The following is a 15,336-nucleotide window of genomic DNA, read 5'->3' on the forward strand; positions in this document are numbered from 1 at the left end:
GTCAGCCCAGCATCGACAGCGTGGCGTCGAACAGCTCGTTGGCCACCGCAATGACCTTCATGTTCGACTTGTACATCTGCTGGTACTGGACCAGGTTCATCGCCTCCTCGTCCTGATTGACGCCCCTGGTGGAGGCCCAGCTGTCCTCGCTCTGGCTGCGTACCGTCTCGGCCGTCTTCAGCGAGGTCTGGTTCTGCTGGCTGTCCATGCCGAGCTTGCCGACCAGCTGCGTCACCGCGTCGCCGAGGCTGACGCTGCCCAGCGCGCTCAGCGCCAACGGCGCCTGCTGCTGGGCGAGCAACACCTTCAGGTTGGCGCTGTCGCCGGGCAGCGTGGCATCGCCGGAAAAGCCGAGATCCTGCGCGGAGACCGAAGGGTCGACCCGCAGCATGCCGGTCACGCTGCTCATGTCGAAGATGAACAGCGGCTTGCCAGGGCTGCCGTCCAGCGCGAAGCCGGCGCCCAGCTGAGTGTTGAAGGCCGTCGACATCTGGCTGGCCATCTCGGTGATCGACTGCATGGTCGGCACCAGCACGCTGCGCTCCAGGCTGTCGAGCCCGCCGAGCTGGCCGCCCAGGCCGCTGACCGGCAGCTTGAAGCTCTCCTTGGCGAAGCTCACGCTGAGGGTCTGCGAGCCATCGAGCTGGGCGCTCACGCCCAGCGTGGCGGCGATGGAGCCGACCACCAGCGGCTGGCCGGAGCGCAGGGACACGCTGCGCGTGCCATCCTGCTGGTCCACCACCTGCACGCCGACCAGGCTGGCCAGGGAATCGATCTTCTGGTCCCGCTCGTCGATCAGCCCGGACGCATTGACGCCGGCGGCCTGGGCGGCGGAGATCTGCTTGTTCAGCGTCGCCACGTCCGTCGTCAGCGTGTTGATCTGGCCGACCGCCGCGGTGCGCTGCTGCTGCACCGACGCGCGCTGGTTGGACAGCACCTGGTTGAGGCTGTTGAAGCGCTGGGCCATCGCCTCGCCGGTGGTGATCACCTGCTGGCGCAGCGGGCTCGACGTGGGGTCCACGCTGGCCGCGTTGAGCGCGCTGAAGAAGGCGTCCAGCCCGCTGTTGAGGCCGGAGGTCGTGTCGCCCATCACCTGCTCCAGCTGGGTCAGGTAGGGCTGGGTCACGTTGTACTGGCCGAGGCTGGTCGCCGCCCGCCACATCTGCTGGCTCTTGTAGCTGTCGGCGAAGCGCGTCAGCGCCGACACCTCGACGCCATTGCCGGCGGACAGGCCGCTGTAGGCCGGCTTGAGGGCGGTCAGCAGCACGCCCTGCCGGGTGTAGCCGGGGGTCATGACGTTGGCGACGTTCTGGCTGGTCGCGTTGAGCGCGGCCTGGGCGGCCAGGCTGCCGGACAGGGCGTTGTTGATGAGGCTCATGGCGGGTTCTTCCTGTAGCGGGGCGCCGGCAAGGCGGCGAACCCCTTCCTGACGGAAAGGCGACCCCTCAGGGCCGGGACTTAAACGGGGTCGCGCCCGGCACCGGGCTGGCGGAGGAGGACTTCACCGCCGCGCCACCGGCCGCCGGGCTGCGCGCATCGGGCAGCAGCTGGGCAAGGATCGCATCGGCCACGCCGAAGGCGCGCTGCCCGGCGAGCACGTCGGCGAGCTTGCCGTCGGCGATCTCCAGCATGTCCTGGTTGATGTGGCTCTGGAATGCGCTGTCCTCGTCGGCCATCTCCCGCGTCACGCTGCGCATCTGCTTGAGCATGTCGGCGATGAAGAAGGACTCGAACTTCTCGGCGGCGGCCACCACGCGGGCGCGCTCGGCGTCTTCGCCCCCGGCGCCGCGCGGCATGTCGAGGACGCTCTCGGCAGTGGTCGGGGCGGCGGGCGAAGGGTTGGCGGAATTCAGTTTCACGGCGCGCTCCTAGATGACGATCAGCTCGCCGTCGATGGCGCCGGCCTGGTCGAGGGCCTGCAGGATCGCCATCACGTCGTCGGGATTGGCGCCGATGCTGTTCACGGTGTCGATGATGGCCTGCAGGCTGACGCCGGACGGCCACTTGAACATGTGCCCGCCGCTCTGCTCCACCTTCACCTGGGACTGGGGCACCACCATCGTCTGGCCGCGGCCGAAGGGACCCGGCTGGCTGACCTGCGGCATCTCGGAGATAACCACCTTCAGCGAACCGTGGGAGATCGCCGCGGCGCGCACGCGCACCCCTTCCGAGATCACCACGGTGCCGGTGCGCGAGTTGAAGATGACCTTCGGGCGGTTCTCGCCGATGTCCACCGGCAGCATCTCCAGGTCGGCCACGAAGGCCACGCGGCGGGTCGGGTCGGGCGGTGCGATGACGTCCACGCTGGTCGCGTCGCGGGTGGTGGCGAGCTGGCCGTAGCGGCGATTGATCGCCTCGACAATGTTGGTCGCGGTGCGGAAATGCGGGCGCTTGAGGCTCAGGCGGATCGTCGGCTGGATATCGAAATCACTCTCGATCTCCCGCTCGACGGTGGCGCCGTTGGGAATGCGCCCCGAGGTCGGCGTATTGACCGTCACGCTGGAGCCGCTGGCGCCCTGCGCCGTCACCCCGCCGACCACCAGCTGGCCCTGGGCCAGCGCGTAGATCTCGCCGTCGGCGGCGCGCAGCGGCGTCAGCAGCAGCATGCCGCCGCGCAGGCTCTTGGCGTCGCCCATCGACGACACCGTGATATCGAGCTGCTGGCCGCGGCGGTAGCCCGGCGGGAAGACCGCGCTGACCATCACCGTCGCCACGTTCTTCAGGCGCGACGCGTTGCCCTCCGGCGGCTTGATACCGAACTGCTTGAGCATGTTGCTCACCGACTGGCTGGAGAACTTGACCTGGGTGCTGTCGCCGCTGCCCTGCAGGCCGACGACGAGGCCATAGCCGAGCAGCTGGTTCTCGCGCACGCCCTCGACGCTGACCAGCTGGCCGAGGGCCTGGGCGGCATGGGCCGCGGGGACGGGAAGGAGCAGCGCGGCGGCAAGGCCGAGGAGGCGCAGACAGGTGTTCATGGACGGACTCTCAGAAAGGGCTCCAGGGGCTGTTGAAGAAGCGGTTCAGCCAGCCCGGCTCATTGGCGTCGGCCAGCGTGCCGCGCCCGGAGTAAGCGATGCGCGCGTTGGCGATGCGCAGGGACGAAACGCGGTTCTCGGTGTCGATGTCCGATGCGCGCACGTAGCCGGCCAGCCGCAGCAGCTCCTCGCCCTGGTTCAGGTACAGGCTCTTCTCGCCGCTGACGCGCAACAGGCCGTTGGGCAGCACCTCCTGCACGATGACGGTGATCGCCCCCTGCAGGGTGTTTTGCTGGCGGCTCGACGCGTTGCCTGCGAAGTTGCGGTTGGCGTCGAAGCCGAGGCCGGTGCTCTTCACCGCCTTGCCGAACAGGGTGACCGGCGCCAGCGTCGCTCCGCTCTTCTTGTCGATGGCGGTGTCCGCCGACTTGCTGGCCTGGGTGGTTTCCTCGAGCTGCACGGTCAGCACGTCGCCGGGGCGGAAGGCCCGGCTGTCGGCGGTGATCGCCCACGGCAGCTCGCTGGAAAACACACCGCCGGCCCGCGCCTTGCGCGGCATCGGCGCCGGGATGTTGGGCCGGGTGCCGTCGTCGAGGGGCGGGATCTGGGCCGGCTGGATGGCCGCGCACGCGGCCAGCAGGCCGGCCGCACAGGCGGCCAGTCCGTTCCGGAGACGTGACAGGGCGTGGGCGGCAGGCATCTCAGCGGGTCGCCTGGGCCAGGTTCTGCATCATGTTGTCGGCGGCGGACAGGACCTTGGTGTTCATCTCGTAGGTCCGCTGCGCGGCGATCATGTCCACCATCTCCTCGACGACCTGCACGTTGGAGCCTTCCAGCGCGCCCTGCTTGAGCTTGCCGAGGCCCTCCTCGCCGGGATTGGCCTCGGTCGGCGCGCCGCTGGCGGTCGTCTCCTGGTAGAGGTTCTCACCGAGGGCCAGCAGGCCGGCCGGATTGACGAAGTTGGACAGGGTGATCTGCCCGACTTCCTTGGCGATGGCCGAGCCGGACTGGGTGATCGACACCGCGCCGGTGTCGCTGATGGTCACCGAGGTGGCATCGGCGGGGATGGTGATCTCCGGCTGCAGCGGGCGGCCCTGGGTATTCACCAGCTGGCCTTCGGCATTGACCTGCAGCTGGCCGGCGCGGGTGTAGCCGACTTCGCCGCTGGGCTGCAGCACGCGGAAGAAGCCTTTGCCGAGGATGGCCACGTCGAGCGGCTGGCTGGTGGTCTGCAGGCTGCCGGTGGTAAACACCTTCTGCGTGCCGACCAGGCGCGTGCCGTTGCCCAGCTGCACGCCCACCGGCGAGCTCGCGCCGGTGTTGTTGCTCTGGGTGCCGGGCTGGCGGTCCACCTGGTAGAACATGTCTTCCATGACCACCCGGTCGCGCTTGAAGCCGACGGTGTTCACGTTGGCGATGTTGTTGGCGATGGCCTGCAGCTTGGCATCCTGGGCCTGCACGCCGGTCTTGCTGATCCACATGGCGGGATTCATGGTCTTTTTCCTTTATTCGGAGATCAGGTGATTGCCGCTGGCGGCCATCGAGTCGGCCGATTTGAGCAGGCGCATCTGGATTTCGAAGTCCCGGTTGAGGCTCATGGTCGCGACCATTTCCTCCACCGCCGAGACGTTGCTGCTTTCCAGGTGGCCGCTGCTGACCGTCACCGTCTCGTCGGCCGGCAGGGCCGCGCCGCTGCGGCTGACGATCAGGCCGGCTTCGTTCTTGGTGAGCTGGGCAGCGTCGGCGCGCACCAGCTTCAGGCGGTCCACCGGCTGCATGTCGCGCTGGCCGGGGGACAGCACGGAGATCGTGCCGTCGGTGCCGATCTCCGCCTGGCTGAAGGGCGGCAGCACGATCGGGCCGCCGTCGCCGAGCACCGGGTGCCCGTTGGCGGTCAGCGCCCCTTCGCCGTCGACGGCCAGGTTGCCGGCCCGCGTATAGGCCTCGCCGCCCTGCCAGCTCACCGCCAGCAGGCCGTCGCCGCCGATCGCCACGTCCAGCTCGCGGCCGGTTTCACGCACGCCGCCGCCGCGCATGGTGAGGCTGTTGGCCTGCAGCTGGCTGAAGTGGCGGCTGTCGTAGCCGTAGCCGGCCACCGCCTGGCTGGTGGCCAGCTCCAGGTCGGCCCGGAAGCCGCTGGTGTCGGCGTTGGCCAGGTTGTTGGCGCGCACCTGCTGGGCGTGCAGCGCGCGCTCGGCGCCGCTCATGATGGTGTAGATCAGCGCGTCCATGGCTTAGATCGCCTGCATCAGGTTCTGCATCATCTGGCTCTGTGCCGAGATCACCTTGGTGTTGGCCTGATAGTTGCGCTGGGCGGTCATCAGGCTGACCAGCTCGCCGGTCAGCTCGACGTTGGACTGCTCCAGCGAGCTTGTGGCCAGCTTGCCGGCCAGGCCGCTGCCGGGCGTGAAGAACAGCGGCGTGCCGGACTCGTTGGACATGGTCCAGCTGGTGCCGCCGGCCGGCGTCAGCGCCCCTTCGTCGGGAAAGGTCGCCAGCGCGAGGGTGCCGGAACGCTGCTTCTGGCCGTTGCTGTACTGGACCATGATGCCGCCGTCCTCGGCGATCTGGACGCTGCTCAGGGAGCCGGAAGCGTAGCCGTTGGCGGCGTTGGCGCTGGTGGTGGCCTCGCCGGCGAACTGTGTGGTGCCAGCGTAGTTGATGTTCACCGTCAGCGGCGCGGCGCCGGTCGGCGTGCCGAGGGCCAGCGCGACAGCGGCGGCCGGGGCGGTGAGCTGGCCGGCGGCGTCGAAGGTCAATGGCGTGGTGGCGGCCAGCGTGGTGCCGTCGAAGCCGTACTGAACGGTGACCTGATTGGTGCCGGTCTTGACGAAATACTGGGTCACGCTGTGCTGGGTGCCGAGGGAGTCATACACCATCGAGACCATCGAGCCGTTGAAGGTCTGCGGATCGGTCGCGTCGAAGGGCGTCACCGCCGGTACGCTCCAGTCGGCCGACATGTTGGCCACGTACTGCAGCTTGTCGGTGGCCTGCGCCGCCATCTGGCTGGCCGGCACCTTCAGGTCGCCCATTGCGCCCAGCGTGGCGCTGCCGGCGATGGCCGCATAGCCCTGCACGCGGCGGCCCGAGCCGTCCACCACGTAGCCGTCCTTGTTCACCGAGAAGACGCCGACGCGGCTGTAGACCGACTGGCCGGCGATGTCCTTGCTGACGAAGAAGCCGCGCCCGAGGATCGCCGCGTCCATGGCGCGCCCGGTGCTCTGCACGCCGCCGCCGACGTTGATGCTCTGGGTCAGGGACGACACCGAGGCGCCGGTGGACTGGGAGCCGGCGTATTCCGACGCGAAATCGGCGCGGCTCGACTTGAAACCGTAGGTGCTGGAGTTGGCGATGTTGTTGCTGATGGTGTCCAGCTGGGTGTTGACCGCATTGATGCCGGACAGGGCAATTTCGAAGCTCATGATGGATTCCTTGTGACGGGGCTATTCGTTGGGCTCGGTCGGAAAACTCAACCCGCGGGACTGCTGAAACCGGTGATCGCCGACGAGGCGACCTCGCCGACGTTGGCGACCTTGAGGAGCACGCCCGAGCTCGCCGAGACGCGCACGCTTTCGAGCTTGCCGGTGATGTCCACCGCCGGCGTCTCGCCGCCGTCGGTCTTGACGGCGATGCCGTAGCGGCCGGGCGCCAGGCCCAGGCTGGCCGGGTCGATGCTGAAGCTGTTGCTGCCCACGCCGCGGCTGCCGAGGGCCACGCTGTACGCCTGGCCCAGCGCATCGGTCAGCACCAGAGACGTGGCACCGCTGCCGCTGGCCAGCTCGAAGCGGCCGCTGAGGGCCTGGCTGCCAAGCTCCACGCTGTCGCTGCGCACGGCCACGTCGCTGCCGACGCGGGCGCCGAGCAGCAGGGTCTGCAGCCCGTCCATCTGCGTCGCGGCGCTCTTGCCCTGGCTGACCAGGGACTGCAGCGCCGAGGTCTGGCTGAGCTGGCTCAGCTGGGTCACGAACTGGGAGGCGTCCTGCGGGTTGAGCGGGTCCTGGTTCTTGATCTGGGCCACCAGCAGGGTCATGAACATGTCGCCGGTGGCGTCCAGCCCGTTGGCCTTGACGGCGGTGCTATCGGTGGCGTTGCCGGCCGCGCCGGTGGCGGAGTTGAAAACGGCGCTCATCTCAGCTCTCCCCCATGCGCAGCAGGGCCTGCTGCATGCCCTTCACGCGGCCGAGCACTTCCACGTTGGTCTCGAAGGCGCGGGAGGCTTCCATCATGTCGGTCATCTCGGCCACCGAGTTGACGTTGGGATAGAACACCATGCCGTCCTCGTTGGCCTGGGGGTTGCCGGGCTCGTACACCTTGCGCACCGGCTCGCTGCTCTGCACCACGTCGAGCACGCGCACGCCGGCGGCCGGCGTCTGGCCGTCGGCGCCGCCCTGGTAATAGGTAGCGAAGACTGGCTTGCGGGCGTGGTAGGTCTTGTCCTCGCTGGGCGCGGCGGTCTGGGCGTTGGCCAGGTTGCTGGCCACGGTGTTGAGGCGCAGGCTCTGGGCCGTCATGGCCGCCCCGGCGATCTGTGCAATGCTCCTGAACGACATGTCTTATTGCCCCTCGATGACTCGGGCCAGGCCCTTGAGTTTCATGTTGATAAAGCTCAGGCTGGTCTGGAAATCCGACGCGTTCTGGGAGAACGCCGCCTGCTCGACACCCAGCTCGACGGTGTTGCCGTCGGCGCTGGCCTGGTTCGGCACCCGGTAGCGCAGCTCGGCCGCGTCGCCGCCGGGCACGCCGCCCTGCCCCGCCAGCGCCTCGCGGAGGCTGGTCGAGAAGTCCACGTCGCGGGCCTGGTACCCCGGCGTGTTTTCATTGGCGATGTTGGATGCCAGAATCCTCGTCCGCTCGGCACGCAGCTTCAGCGTGTCGGCATGGACTCCAAGAGCCTTGTCGAAATCGATACTCATGCGTTTTCCCCCCAAAACCAGATTCGTAATCAATGCCGCGCTCGCCGCCCTGCTGGCCGCCGGCACCCTGCCGGCCCGGGCCGACGCCACCGGCGACGTGGCGCGGGCGGCGCGCCAGTTCCTCAATGCCGAAGCGACGCGCCTGGGGCTCGTGGAGCCGCAGTTCGCCGTCGAGGTGGTCGGCAGCCCACCAAAGGCGCAGCCCTGCGCCAAGCCCGTCAGCGTCGAACCCGCCGACACCCAGTTCCCGTCGCGCATGCGCTTCGTCGCCAACTGCGCGGCGGCGGGCTGGAGCGAGACATACACGGTGCGCGCCGAGGTCAGCGCCCGGGTCGTGGTGGCCGCCAGCCAGCTCAACAGCGGCCAACCCATCGGTGCCGACGACCTGCGGCTGGAGCGGCGCACGCTGGTGAGCCTGCAGGACGCGCTGTCCGATCCAGCCGCGCTGGTCGGCATGGCCAGCCGGCGCGCGCTGCGGCCGGGGCAAGTGGTAGACCGCCGCGCGCTGGCCCCGGCGGTGCTGGTGCGCCGCGGCGCCAGCGTGACCATCGTGGCGCGCAACCAGGGCATCCTGGTCAGCTCGACCGGCGAAGCCACCGAGGCCGGGCGGCGCGACGACGTCATCGGTGTGCGCAACAGCGCCACCGGCCGGGTGATCCGGGCGCGGGTGACGGGCGCGAATGAAGTGGAGCCGGTCGGCATCGTTCAATCCCCCGACTGAAGCCGCGCGGCGATGCGCGCCAGCTTGGCCGCATACTGGGGATCGGTGGCGTAGCCGCCCTGGGCCAGGCCGCGGGCATAGGCGGCGACGTCGTTGCCGGTGTTGAGCGCCCCCTTGTATCGGGGGTTGTCGAGCAGCAGGCGGCCGAAATCGCGGAAGGCCTCGCCGGGATTGGCGTAGCTGCGGAAGCGCTCGCTGCGGGTCAGCTTGGCGCCGCCCTCGTATTCGGTGGTGGCGATGCTCGCGCTGTCGCCCTGCCAGGCCGCACCGGCCTTGATGCCGAACAGGTTGTGGGTGGTGCTGCCATCGGACTGGCGGATCGGCCGCTGGCCCCAGCCCGATTCCAACGCCGCCTGGGCGGCCAGGATTTCCGGCGACACGCCGAGGCGGCGCCCAGTCTCGGCGGCCAGCGGTGCGATGGCGTCGAGGAAGGCGCGGCTGTCCGCTGGCAGCCCGTCCGCGGCCACGCCGGCGCTGGCCGGGCTGTCGGCCGCCGCCGGCGCCAGGCCCTGGCGCAGCAGGTAGGCGCGGGCCGCCGCATCCAGCCCGCCGACCGCGCCACTGTCACCGCCGCCGTTTTCGATGAAATCCGTCACCTCCCGGTTTACGTCGCGCATCAGCGCGGCGAAGTCGCCCTTGCCGGCCATGCCGATGGGCAGCGCGATGTCGTCGGTAATCGCGTCGAAGGCGCCGCCGGTGCGGAAGGCGGCATCAGGCCGGAGCATAGACATCGTCTCCATCCTTGAGCACACGCTGCATGATCTCGTGCTGATCCATCAGCAGCCGGCCGTTGCGCACGTTGAGGGCCTTGCACTCGCGCACCAGCATGCCCAGCCTGGCCCAGTCGTCCGCGGCGGCGGCACGCTGGCTGACAGGCAGGTGAGCCAGCAGCGCCGGCACGGCGTCGGCGGGCGGCAGGCCCTTCAGCGCGGCGGAGAACACGCGCAGCAGCCCGTTGCGTTCCTGGCGCCGCCCGTCGAGGGTGTTGCACAGCGCAACGATCTCGTCGGCGAGCCGGGCCAGCCGGCCGCCGTCGTGGTGCAGGGATGCGTCGAACTGCCCTTCGAGCCGTTCCCGCAGCCGCTCGTAGTCGGCCACGTCCGCACGCACGCCGGCGGCAAGGCGGAGCAGCGCCTGGGCGGGCGTGGCGGGCTCTGTCGGCTGGGTCATGAGCGGCTGCCGTGGTAGCGGTCGATCAGACCGGCCAGCTTGCCCGCGTCGAAGGGCAGCTCTCCCTTGGCCAGGGCGTCGCGCAGGGCATCCACCTTGGCGCGGTCAATCTCGGGCATGCCCTGCAGGGCTTCCTTCGCCTGTTGCAGCACGGCCGATTGCAGCGGCGCCTGCTCGGCGGCGCCGGAGGCCGGAGTGACGGCGGGCGCGCCGCTGACCGGTGCGACCTCGGAGGCCGCCGCGGCGGACGTCATGGGGATGGAAGGACCGGAAATCTTCATTCGGGACTCTCTGGATTTGGTTCGCATGGGCTTAGCGGGCGGCGCCCTCAAGCAGGCTGCGCACGTCGGCGCCCTGGCGGGCGGACGCATGCTCGCCGGCGCGCGGCAGGCCGACATTCACGCCGTCGATCAGCGGGGCCACCGCGGCGGGCATGCCGAAGGTGGCGGACAGGCTGCGGGCCTGCTCGCTGCTCAGGATCAGCAGTTCGATGCGGCGGTTCACCGCCGCGCGGGGGTTCTTCGGGTCGAGGGGCGCGCGGTCGGCCATGCCCACCACCTGCAGCACGCTGTCCGGGCGCATGCCGCCGGCCAGCAGGTTGAGGCGCGCGCGCATGGCCCGCTCGTTGGACAGGGTCCAGTTGGAATAAGCCGACGGACCGGCGTCGGCGTACTGCATGGCGTCGGTGTGGCCGAGGATCAGCATCTGGTTCTCGATGCGCGCGAACAGCGGCCCCATCTTGCGCAGCAGCGCGCGGAAGGGCTCGCTGGGCAGCGCCGAGCCTCGGGCGAACATGCCGCTCTGGTCGGTGTCGTGGAGCATCACGCGCAAGCCCTGGGCGCTCACTTCGGTAAGCAGGTTGGCGGCCAGGCCGGTGTCGGCGCTGAGGCGCTTCACGACTTCGGCCAGCTCCTGCATGTCGGCCGCGCTTTCGAGACGGCTCTTGGTCAGCAGCGGCTCCCGTCCGGCATTGCCGTCGCCGGTGGAGCGCAGCTTGCCGTTGGGGTCGTCGCCGTGGTCGGGCACCGGGAAACGGTCGATCAGGCTGCCGCGCGGCCCGCCCACCGCCTCCGCCCGGCGGCCCGCGCCGTCCTCCATGAGATCGCCGGTGGCCGTGCGCGTGATGTCGGCCAGCTGCTCGGCGTTGCGGGCAGCCATCACCCACAGCACCAGGAACAGGCACATCAGCGCCAGGCAGAAATCGGCGAAGGCGACCTTCCAGGCGCTGCCGTGGCCCTCGTCGTCGTGCCGGCGGGAGACCCGCTTGACGACGGCTTCGCCGTGCTTCTTGTCGGCCAGGCTAGGCATTCGCGCGTGCTCCGCCGCGACGCTGCATCACCGCGTCCGGATCGCCGCTGAGGGCCATGATCCAGCTCTCCAGTTCAGCGAAGCTCGGCTTGATGTTGAGCTGCACCAGGCGCCGCCCGGCGTCGATGGACAGCAGCGCCGGCTTGCCCGACACGTGGGTGACCAGCACCACCTTGACGCACTCGAGGGCCGACAGCTCCTGGGTGACGACCTGCTTCATCATATTGGCGAGAGGGTCGAAGAGGCCGTAGCAGAAGAAGATGCCGATGAAGGTGCCGACCATCGCCGCCGCCACGCGCTCGGCGATCTCCGCCGAATTGGCGCCTTCGCCGACGGTGTTCATGGCCATCACGATGCCAAGCACCGCGGCCAGGATGCCGAAGCCCGGCATCGCCTCGGCGATCTTCGACAGGGACTTGGCGGGCTGATTCAGCTCGTCGTGGATGGACTCCAGCTCCTGCTCCAGCACGCCTTCCAGCTCGTGGGCGTTGATCTTGCCCATCGCCATCAGGCGGAAGTTGTCCACGATGAAGGCCAGCAGCTTGGGCTCGTCGAGGATCAGCGGGTAGTTGCGGAACAGCGGGCTGTTGTGGGGTTCCTCCACGTGGGCGTCGAGGGCCTTGAGACCGCCGGCGGCGGTCTGCAGCAGCTCGTACATCAGCAGCAGCAGCTGACGCTGGAACTCGCGCCCCTGCTTGCGGCTGGTGACGATCTGGCGGATCTGCAGCCAGGTCTCGGCCAGCACGTGGCGCGGGTTGCCGAGGACCAGCGCGCCGAAGGCGGCGCCGCCGATGATCAGCAGCTCGACCGGCTGCCAGATGACCTTCAGGATGCCGCCGCCGAGCACGAAGCCGCCGAAGACGGTGCCGAGGACAATGACGATTCCGATTAGCTGTTGCATGTGCGTCGCTCCGCCGGGCTGGCGTTCAGTGCTGCAGGCACGCCCGCATCTTGCGGAGCGCCCCCTTGTTGATCTGGCAGACCCGCGCCTCGGTGAGATCGAGCACCGCCGCGATCTCCTTCAGGCTCAGGTCGAATTCGTAGTACAGCTGGATGACCCGCTGCTCGCGCTCGTCGAGGGCCTGCAGGGCCTGCTCGATGCTGCGCCGGCGCACCAGCTGGGCTTCCGGCGACGGGCCGTCGGCGGACAGGCTGCCCATCTCCTGCAGCACCTCGTCGAAGCTGACCAGCACCTCGGCGTTCTCGGCGAGCAGGAACGCCTGATAGACCTCCGGGCTCAGGCCGAGGGCCTGCATCACCTCCGCCTCGCTCGGCTCGCGGCCGATGCGGCGGCCGAGGGCGCGGATGCTGTCGCGCAGGCGGTGGCTTTCCTGGCGCACGCTGCGCGGCCGCCAGTCCTGGCGGCGCAGCTCGTCGAGCACCGCGCCACGCACGCGCATCGACGCGTAGGCGCCGAACTTCTCGTCAGGCGTGCCGTAGCGGCGCAGGCAGTCGAGCAGGCCGAGCAGGCCGATCTGCTCCATGTCCTCGCGCTCCATCGCCGCGCCCACCTGGGAGCGCAGCTGGCGCACGATGCGCTTCACCAGCGGTGCGTATTGCAGCAGGTAGCGCTGTTCGACGGCGCCCCCCTGCAGTTCGGCATACCCCGCGTACATGTCCATGGCCGCTTACTCGATGATCAGCTTGCTGACCATTGCCTCGACGAAGGGCTTCTCGCCGTGTTCGCGGGCGTAGCGGTCGTTGAAGGCACGGTTGATGTTGGCGGCGAACTCCTCGAGGGTCATCGTCGAGGCCTTCTCGTGGGAGTAGCGGGACAGCTCCATCACCGCCACGCTGCGCAGCAGCGGCAAGTGTTCCTTGGTGCTCTTCTCGCTCTTGATCGGGGTCTTGAAGACCAGGTCCATCGCCAGGTAGTGGCTCATCGACTCGCCGGCGTGGCCGCGCAGCATGACGATCACCTTCTCCAGGTTGATGTAGCGGTAGTCCTGCGGATCGACGGCCGGCGCCTCGGCCTTGGTGCCGCCGTCCTGCGGCCGCAGCACCCACCAGGCGGCGCCGGCGCCGACGCCGGCGGTCAGCAGCAGCGCGCCCACCGCCAGCAGGGATCGTTTCAGTTTGCTCATCTCGTTCATTCCTCGTTGCGGGCCAGGCGGAAGGACGCCGTCCCGCCGTCGGCCTCGTCATCGCCAAGCGCACGGCCGGGGTTCTGTTCGGACTGCGCCTGGCGCTGCCGCTGGCGCTCGCCGTCGCCCTGCCCCGGACGGGACGAGGCGCTGTCGGCGGCCACCTGCACCGTCACCTCGCCGGCGTGGCGCTGGCCGAGGCCGTGGCGCAGGCTGTCGCTGATGTCCTGCAGCTGGCGCAGCACCTCGTTGTGGGTGGCGCTGAGATTGATCTGCAGCGCGCCGTCCTGGTGGCGGATGGCGATCTCGATGCTGCCCATGCGCGGCGGCTCGAGGCGGATCACCGCACTGTCGATGCCCCGCTCGGAGGCAAACTGCAGCCGCTCGCCGAGGGCCTGCGCGAGGGGCTGGCGCCACTGGCTCGCATCGCCGTTGGGCAGGCGCAGTGGCGCATCCGCGCTACGCGGCGTGCCGGCGTCGGCGAGGCCGACGGGCAGCACGGAAGCGGGAACGGAAGAACGGTCGGCACCATCGGCCTGCAGCGCGCGGGCGCCCTCGCCGGCGGTGCCGTCCGACATCGCGGCGACAACCGCTGCAGCGGCGCTGCGCTCGGGCAGCGGCAACCCGCCGGCGGGCATGACCGAGGCGGACATTCCAGAAACTGACGGTGCGGCGGACTGGGCGGCATCGGCCGGCTCAGCGGCCACCGGCGCCGGTTCGCCCCGCGCGGCGGCCGGCAGCGGGCGCCAGGCCTCCTGCCCCGCTGCCATCGCCATGGCGATGGCCGGATTGCTTCCCGCGTCACCGGCGGCCGGCCAGCTCGCCGGCCCGGCGGAGGCGCCGGCGCTGGTCGCGTTCATCCTGGCCGCGGCACCATCCGGCGTCGCCGGCGACTGCGTGGCCTCGGACGGCGCCGCGGCTACCGGCGCCGGCTCGCTCCGCATGGCGGCCTGCAGCGGGCTCGAAGTCCCCTGCCCTGCAGCCAGCGCCATGACGATGGCCGGATTGCTTCCCACGTCGCCCGCGGCCGGCCAGCTCGCCGGCCCGGCGGAGGCGCCGACGCTGGTTGCGCTGGTCTTTGCCGCGGCACCATCCGGCGTCGCCAGCGACTGGGCGGCGGCCACCACCATCTGCGACGGCGGCAGCAACGCGGTGAGCATGGCCGGCATGCCCTGCAGCGGGGCGACCAGCGTGTCGTCGGTGGCTGCCGGAGTGGCGGGGTCATCGCCGTCGGCTGGGGCTGCATCGGCCGACGGTGATGACCCCGCCACTGCCTGCGGGTCCGCCTGACCGGCCAGGCAGGCCAGCAGCGCTGCGTCGAAGGGCGTGCCTTCCAGGCCGTTGTCGTCGGTGCTGCCGGGCGTCGCCGGGAGATCCGCGCTCGCCGCGGCCACGAAGGCCGGCAGTGGGGCCGTCGCCAGCCGGGCGTCAGAAACCACGATGCTCATGCGCGCCGCTCCCACTGGTCGTATTCGGCCATCGCGTAGGCCATCCAGCCATCCCGGTGGGTACACATCTCGGTCAGCCGCCGCTCGAGCCGGGCGGCCTCCTCGGCGCAGGATTCGCGGGCCATGCGATGCACGGCGGCAAGGGCGTCCACCGCCTGCCGCTCTGCGCTGCTGAGCGGACAGCCGGCGCCGAGCTCGGCCAGCAGCGCGGCGATCTCGCTGTCGATGCGCGCGACGGCCACCCACTGGCGGGCAGCCGTCGCGGCGCGCAGACGGGTTGCCGCCGAGGCCAGGACATCCAGCCGCTTAGCCATGGCTGGCCTGCATCCCTTCCCAGCCGCTACGCAGCGTGGTCAGCAGCCCGACCACCTCATCGACGATGCCCACGTCCAGCGCCACACCGGCCTGGTATAGACGGCGGCCACAGTAGTCGTAGAGCTGGCCGAGGCTGGCCACCACCTCGCTGCCGGAGTCGAGGTCGAGGGCGCTGGCCAGCCCGTTGAGCATGCCGAGGGCCCGGTCCAGGCTGTGGGCCTTCTGTTCGTAGCGGCCGGCCTCGATGTGGGCGCGGGCGCGGAACAGTTCCTCGAGCAGACCGTCGGTCAGGATCAGCACGAGTTGGACCGGCGAGGCCTGAGCGGTCTGCGCCGCCAGGTTTTCGCTGTGATAGCTCTGATAAGCGGAGTGATGCACGGTGGTGGTCCCGGTGGTTCGATG

21 protein-coding genes are annotated in these 15,336 nt (G+C 70.0%); 1 reads left to right on the plus strand and 20 read right to left on the minus strand.

Going from position 1 to position 15,336, the window contains the following annotated elements; genetic code table 11:
• Position 1: 1 nt before the first annotated feature.
• From flgK to flgB, 10 genes are all read right to left on the minus strand, one after another.
• Positions 2-1,378, minus strand: a complete 1,377-nt coding sequence (gene flgK, locus AC3QL2_RS02130; protein ID WP_493233600.1) for a flagellar hook-associated protein FlgK — start codon at positions 1,376-1,378, stop codon at positions 2-4.
• A gap of 67 nt (positions 1,379-1,445) precedes the next feature.
• Complete coding sequence (locus tag AC3QL2_RS02135; protein ID WP_493233602.1) at positions 1,446-1,859, minus strand: hypothetical protein; 414 nt, start codon at positions 1,857-1,859, stop codon at positions 1,446-1,448.
• A gap of 9 nt (positions 1,860-1,868) precedes the next feature.
• Positions 1,869-2,975, minus strand: a complete 1,107-nt coding sequence (locus AC3QL2_RS02140) for a flagellar basal body P-ring protein FlgI (protein ID WP_493233604.1) — start codon at positions 2,973-2,975, stop codon at positions 1,869-1,871.
• Positions 2,976-2,985: 10 nt separating this feature from the next.
• A complete protein-coding gene (gene flgH, locus AC3QL2_RS02145; protein ID WP_493233606.1) occupies positions 2,986-3,675 on the minus strand; it encodes a flagellar basal body L-ring protein FlgH in 690 nt (229 codons plus the stop codon).
• Between the two features lies 1 nt (position 3,676).
• Entirely contained in the window at positions 3,677-4,468 is a 792-nt protein-coding gene (gene flgG / locus AC3QL2_RS02150; RefSeq protein ID WP_493233607.1) for a flagellar basal-body rod protein FlgG, read from the minus strand.
• 12 nt (positions 4,469-4,480) lie between these two features.
• Entirely contained in the window at positions 4,481-5,206 is a 726-nt protein-coding gene (locus AC3QL2_RS02155) for a flagellar basal body rod protein FlgF (RefSeq protein ID WP_493233609.1), read from the minus strand.
• Between the two features lie 3 nt (positions 5,207-5,209).
• Positions 5,210-6,397: a flagellar hook protein FlgE gene (locus AC3QL2_RS02160; RefSeq protein ID WP_493233611.1), complete on the minus strand. Its 1,188-nt coding sequence runs from the start codon at positions 6,395-6,397 to the stop codon at positions 5,210-5,212.
• A gap of 47 nt (positions 6,398-6,444) precedes the next feature.
• A complete protein-coding gene (locus tag AC3QL2_RS02165; protein WP_493233613.1) occupies positions 6,445-7,104 on the minus strand; it encodes a flagellar hook capping FlgD N-terminal domain-containing protein in 660 nt (219 codons plus the stop codon).
• 1 nt (position 7,105) lies between these two features.
• Positions 7,106-7,525, minus strand: a complete 420-nt coding sequence (gene flgC / locus AC3QL2_RS02170) for a flagellar basal body rod protein FlgC (RefSeq protein ID WP_493233614.1) — start codon at positions 7,523-7,525, stop codon at positions 7,106-7,108.
• A gap of 3 nt (positions 7,526-7,528) precedes the next feature.
• Complete coding sequence (flgB, locus tag AC3QL2_RS02175) at positions 7,529-7,888, minus strand: flagellar basal body rod protein FlgB (RefSeq protein WP_493233616.1); 360 nt, start codon at positions 7,886-7,888, stop codon at positions 7,529-7,531.
• Between flgB and flgA the strand changes: the two genes are divergently transcribed.
• Positions 7,887-8,609: a flagellar basal body P-ring formation chaperone FlgA gene (gene flgA, locus AC3QL2_RS02180; RefSeq protein ID WP_493233618.1), complete on the plus strand. Its 723-nt coding sequence runs from the start codon at positions 7,887-7,889 to the stop codon at positions 8,607-8,609. The two genes, flgB and flgA, sit on opposite strands and share 2 nt — an antisense overlap.
• Here the strand turns inward: flgA and AC3QL2_RS02185 are convergent.
• Genes AC3QL2_RS02185 through fliS form a run of 10 tightly spaced genes read right to left on the minus strand, consistent with a single transcriptional unit; the run spans position 8,594 to position 15,312 of the window.
• Entirely contained in the window at positions 8,594-9,334 is a 741-nt protein-coding gene (locus tag AC3QL2_RS02185) for a glycoside hydrolase family 73 protein (protein WP_493233620.1), read from the minus strand. The two genes, flgA and AC3QL2_RS02185, sit on opposite strands and share 16 nt — an antisense overlap.
• Entirely contained in the window at positions 9,321-9,779 is a 459-nt protein-coding gene (locus AC3QL2_RS02190) for a hypothetical protein (RefSeq protein WP_493233621.1), read from the minus strand. The genes AC3QL2_RS02185 and AC3QL2_RS02190 overlap by 14 nt, the downstream gene beginning before the upstream one ends.
• Entirely contained in the window at positions 9,776-10,060 is a 285-nt protein-coding gene (gene flgM, locus AC3QL2_RS02195) for a flagellar biosynthesis anti-sigma factor FlgM (RefSeq protein WP_493233623.1), read from the minus strand. The genes AC3QL2_RS02190 and flgM overlap by 4 nt, the downstream gene beginning before the upstream one ends.
• A gap of 31 nt (positions 10,061-10,091) precedes the next feature.
• A complete protein-coding gene (locus AC3QL2_RS02200) occupies positions 10,092-11,087 on the minus strand; it encodes a flagellar motor protein MotB (RefSeq protein WP_493233625.1) in 996 nt (331 codons plus the stop codon).
• Complete coding sequence (motA, locus tag AC3QL2_RS02205) at positions 11,080-11,988, minus strand: flagellar motor stator protein MotA (protein WP_493233626.1); 909 nt, start codon at positions 11,986-11,988, stop codon at positions 11,080-11,082. Before motA ends, AC3QL2_RS02200 begins: the two co-directional genes overlap by 8 nt.
• 25 nt (positions 11,989-12,013) lie before the next feature.
• Positions 12,014-12,709: a FliA/WhiG family RNA polymerase sigma factor gene (locus AC3QL2_RS02210; protein WP_493233628.1), complete on the minus strand. Its 696-nt coding sequence runs from the start codon at positions 12,707-12,709 to the stop codon at positions 12,014-12,016.
• A 6-nt stretch (positions 12,710-12,715) separates the two neighbouring features.
• Entirely contained in the window at positions 12,716-13,171 is a 456-nt protein-coding gene (locus AC3QL2_RS02215; protein ID WP_493233630.1) for a flagellar basal body-associated FliL family protein, read from the minus strand.
• Between the two features lie 5 nt (positions 13,172-13,176).
• Complete coding sequence (locus AC3QL2_RS02220; RefSeq protein ID WP_493233631.1) at positions 13,177-14,619, minus strand: flagellar hook-length control protein FliK; 1,443 nt, start codon at positions 14,617-14,619, stop codon at positions 13,177-13,179.
• A complete protein-coding gene (locus AC3QL2_RS02225; RefSeq protein WP_493233633.1) occupies positions 14,616-14,933 on the minus strand; it encodes a hypothetical protein in 318 nt (105 codons plus the stop codon). The genes AC3QL2_RS02220 and AC3QL2_RS02225 overlap by 4 nt, the downstream gene beginning before the upstream one ends.
• Entirely contained in the window at positions 14,926-15,312 is a 387-nt protein-coding gene (gene fliS, locus AC3QL2_RS02230; RefSeq protein WP_493233634.1) for a flagellar export chaperone FliS, read from the minus strand. The genes AC3QL2_RS02225 and fliS overlap by 8 nt, the downstream gene beginning before the upstream one ends.
• Positions 15,313-15,336 lie beyond the last annotated feature (24 nt).

This window comes from Zoogloea sp. GW822-FHT05C07 (genome assembly GCF_058800215.1).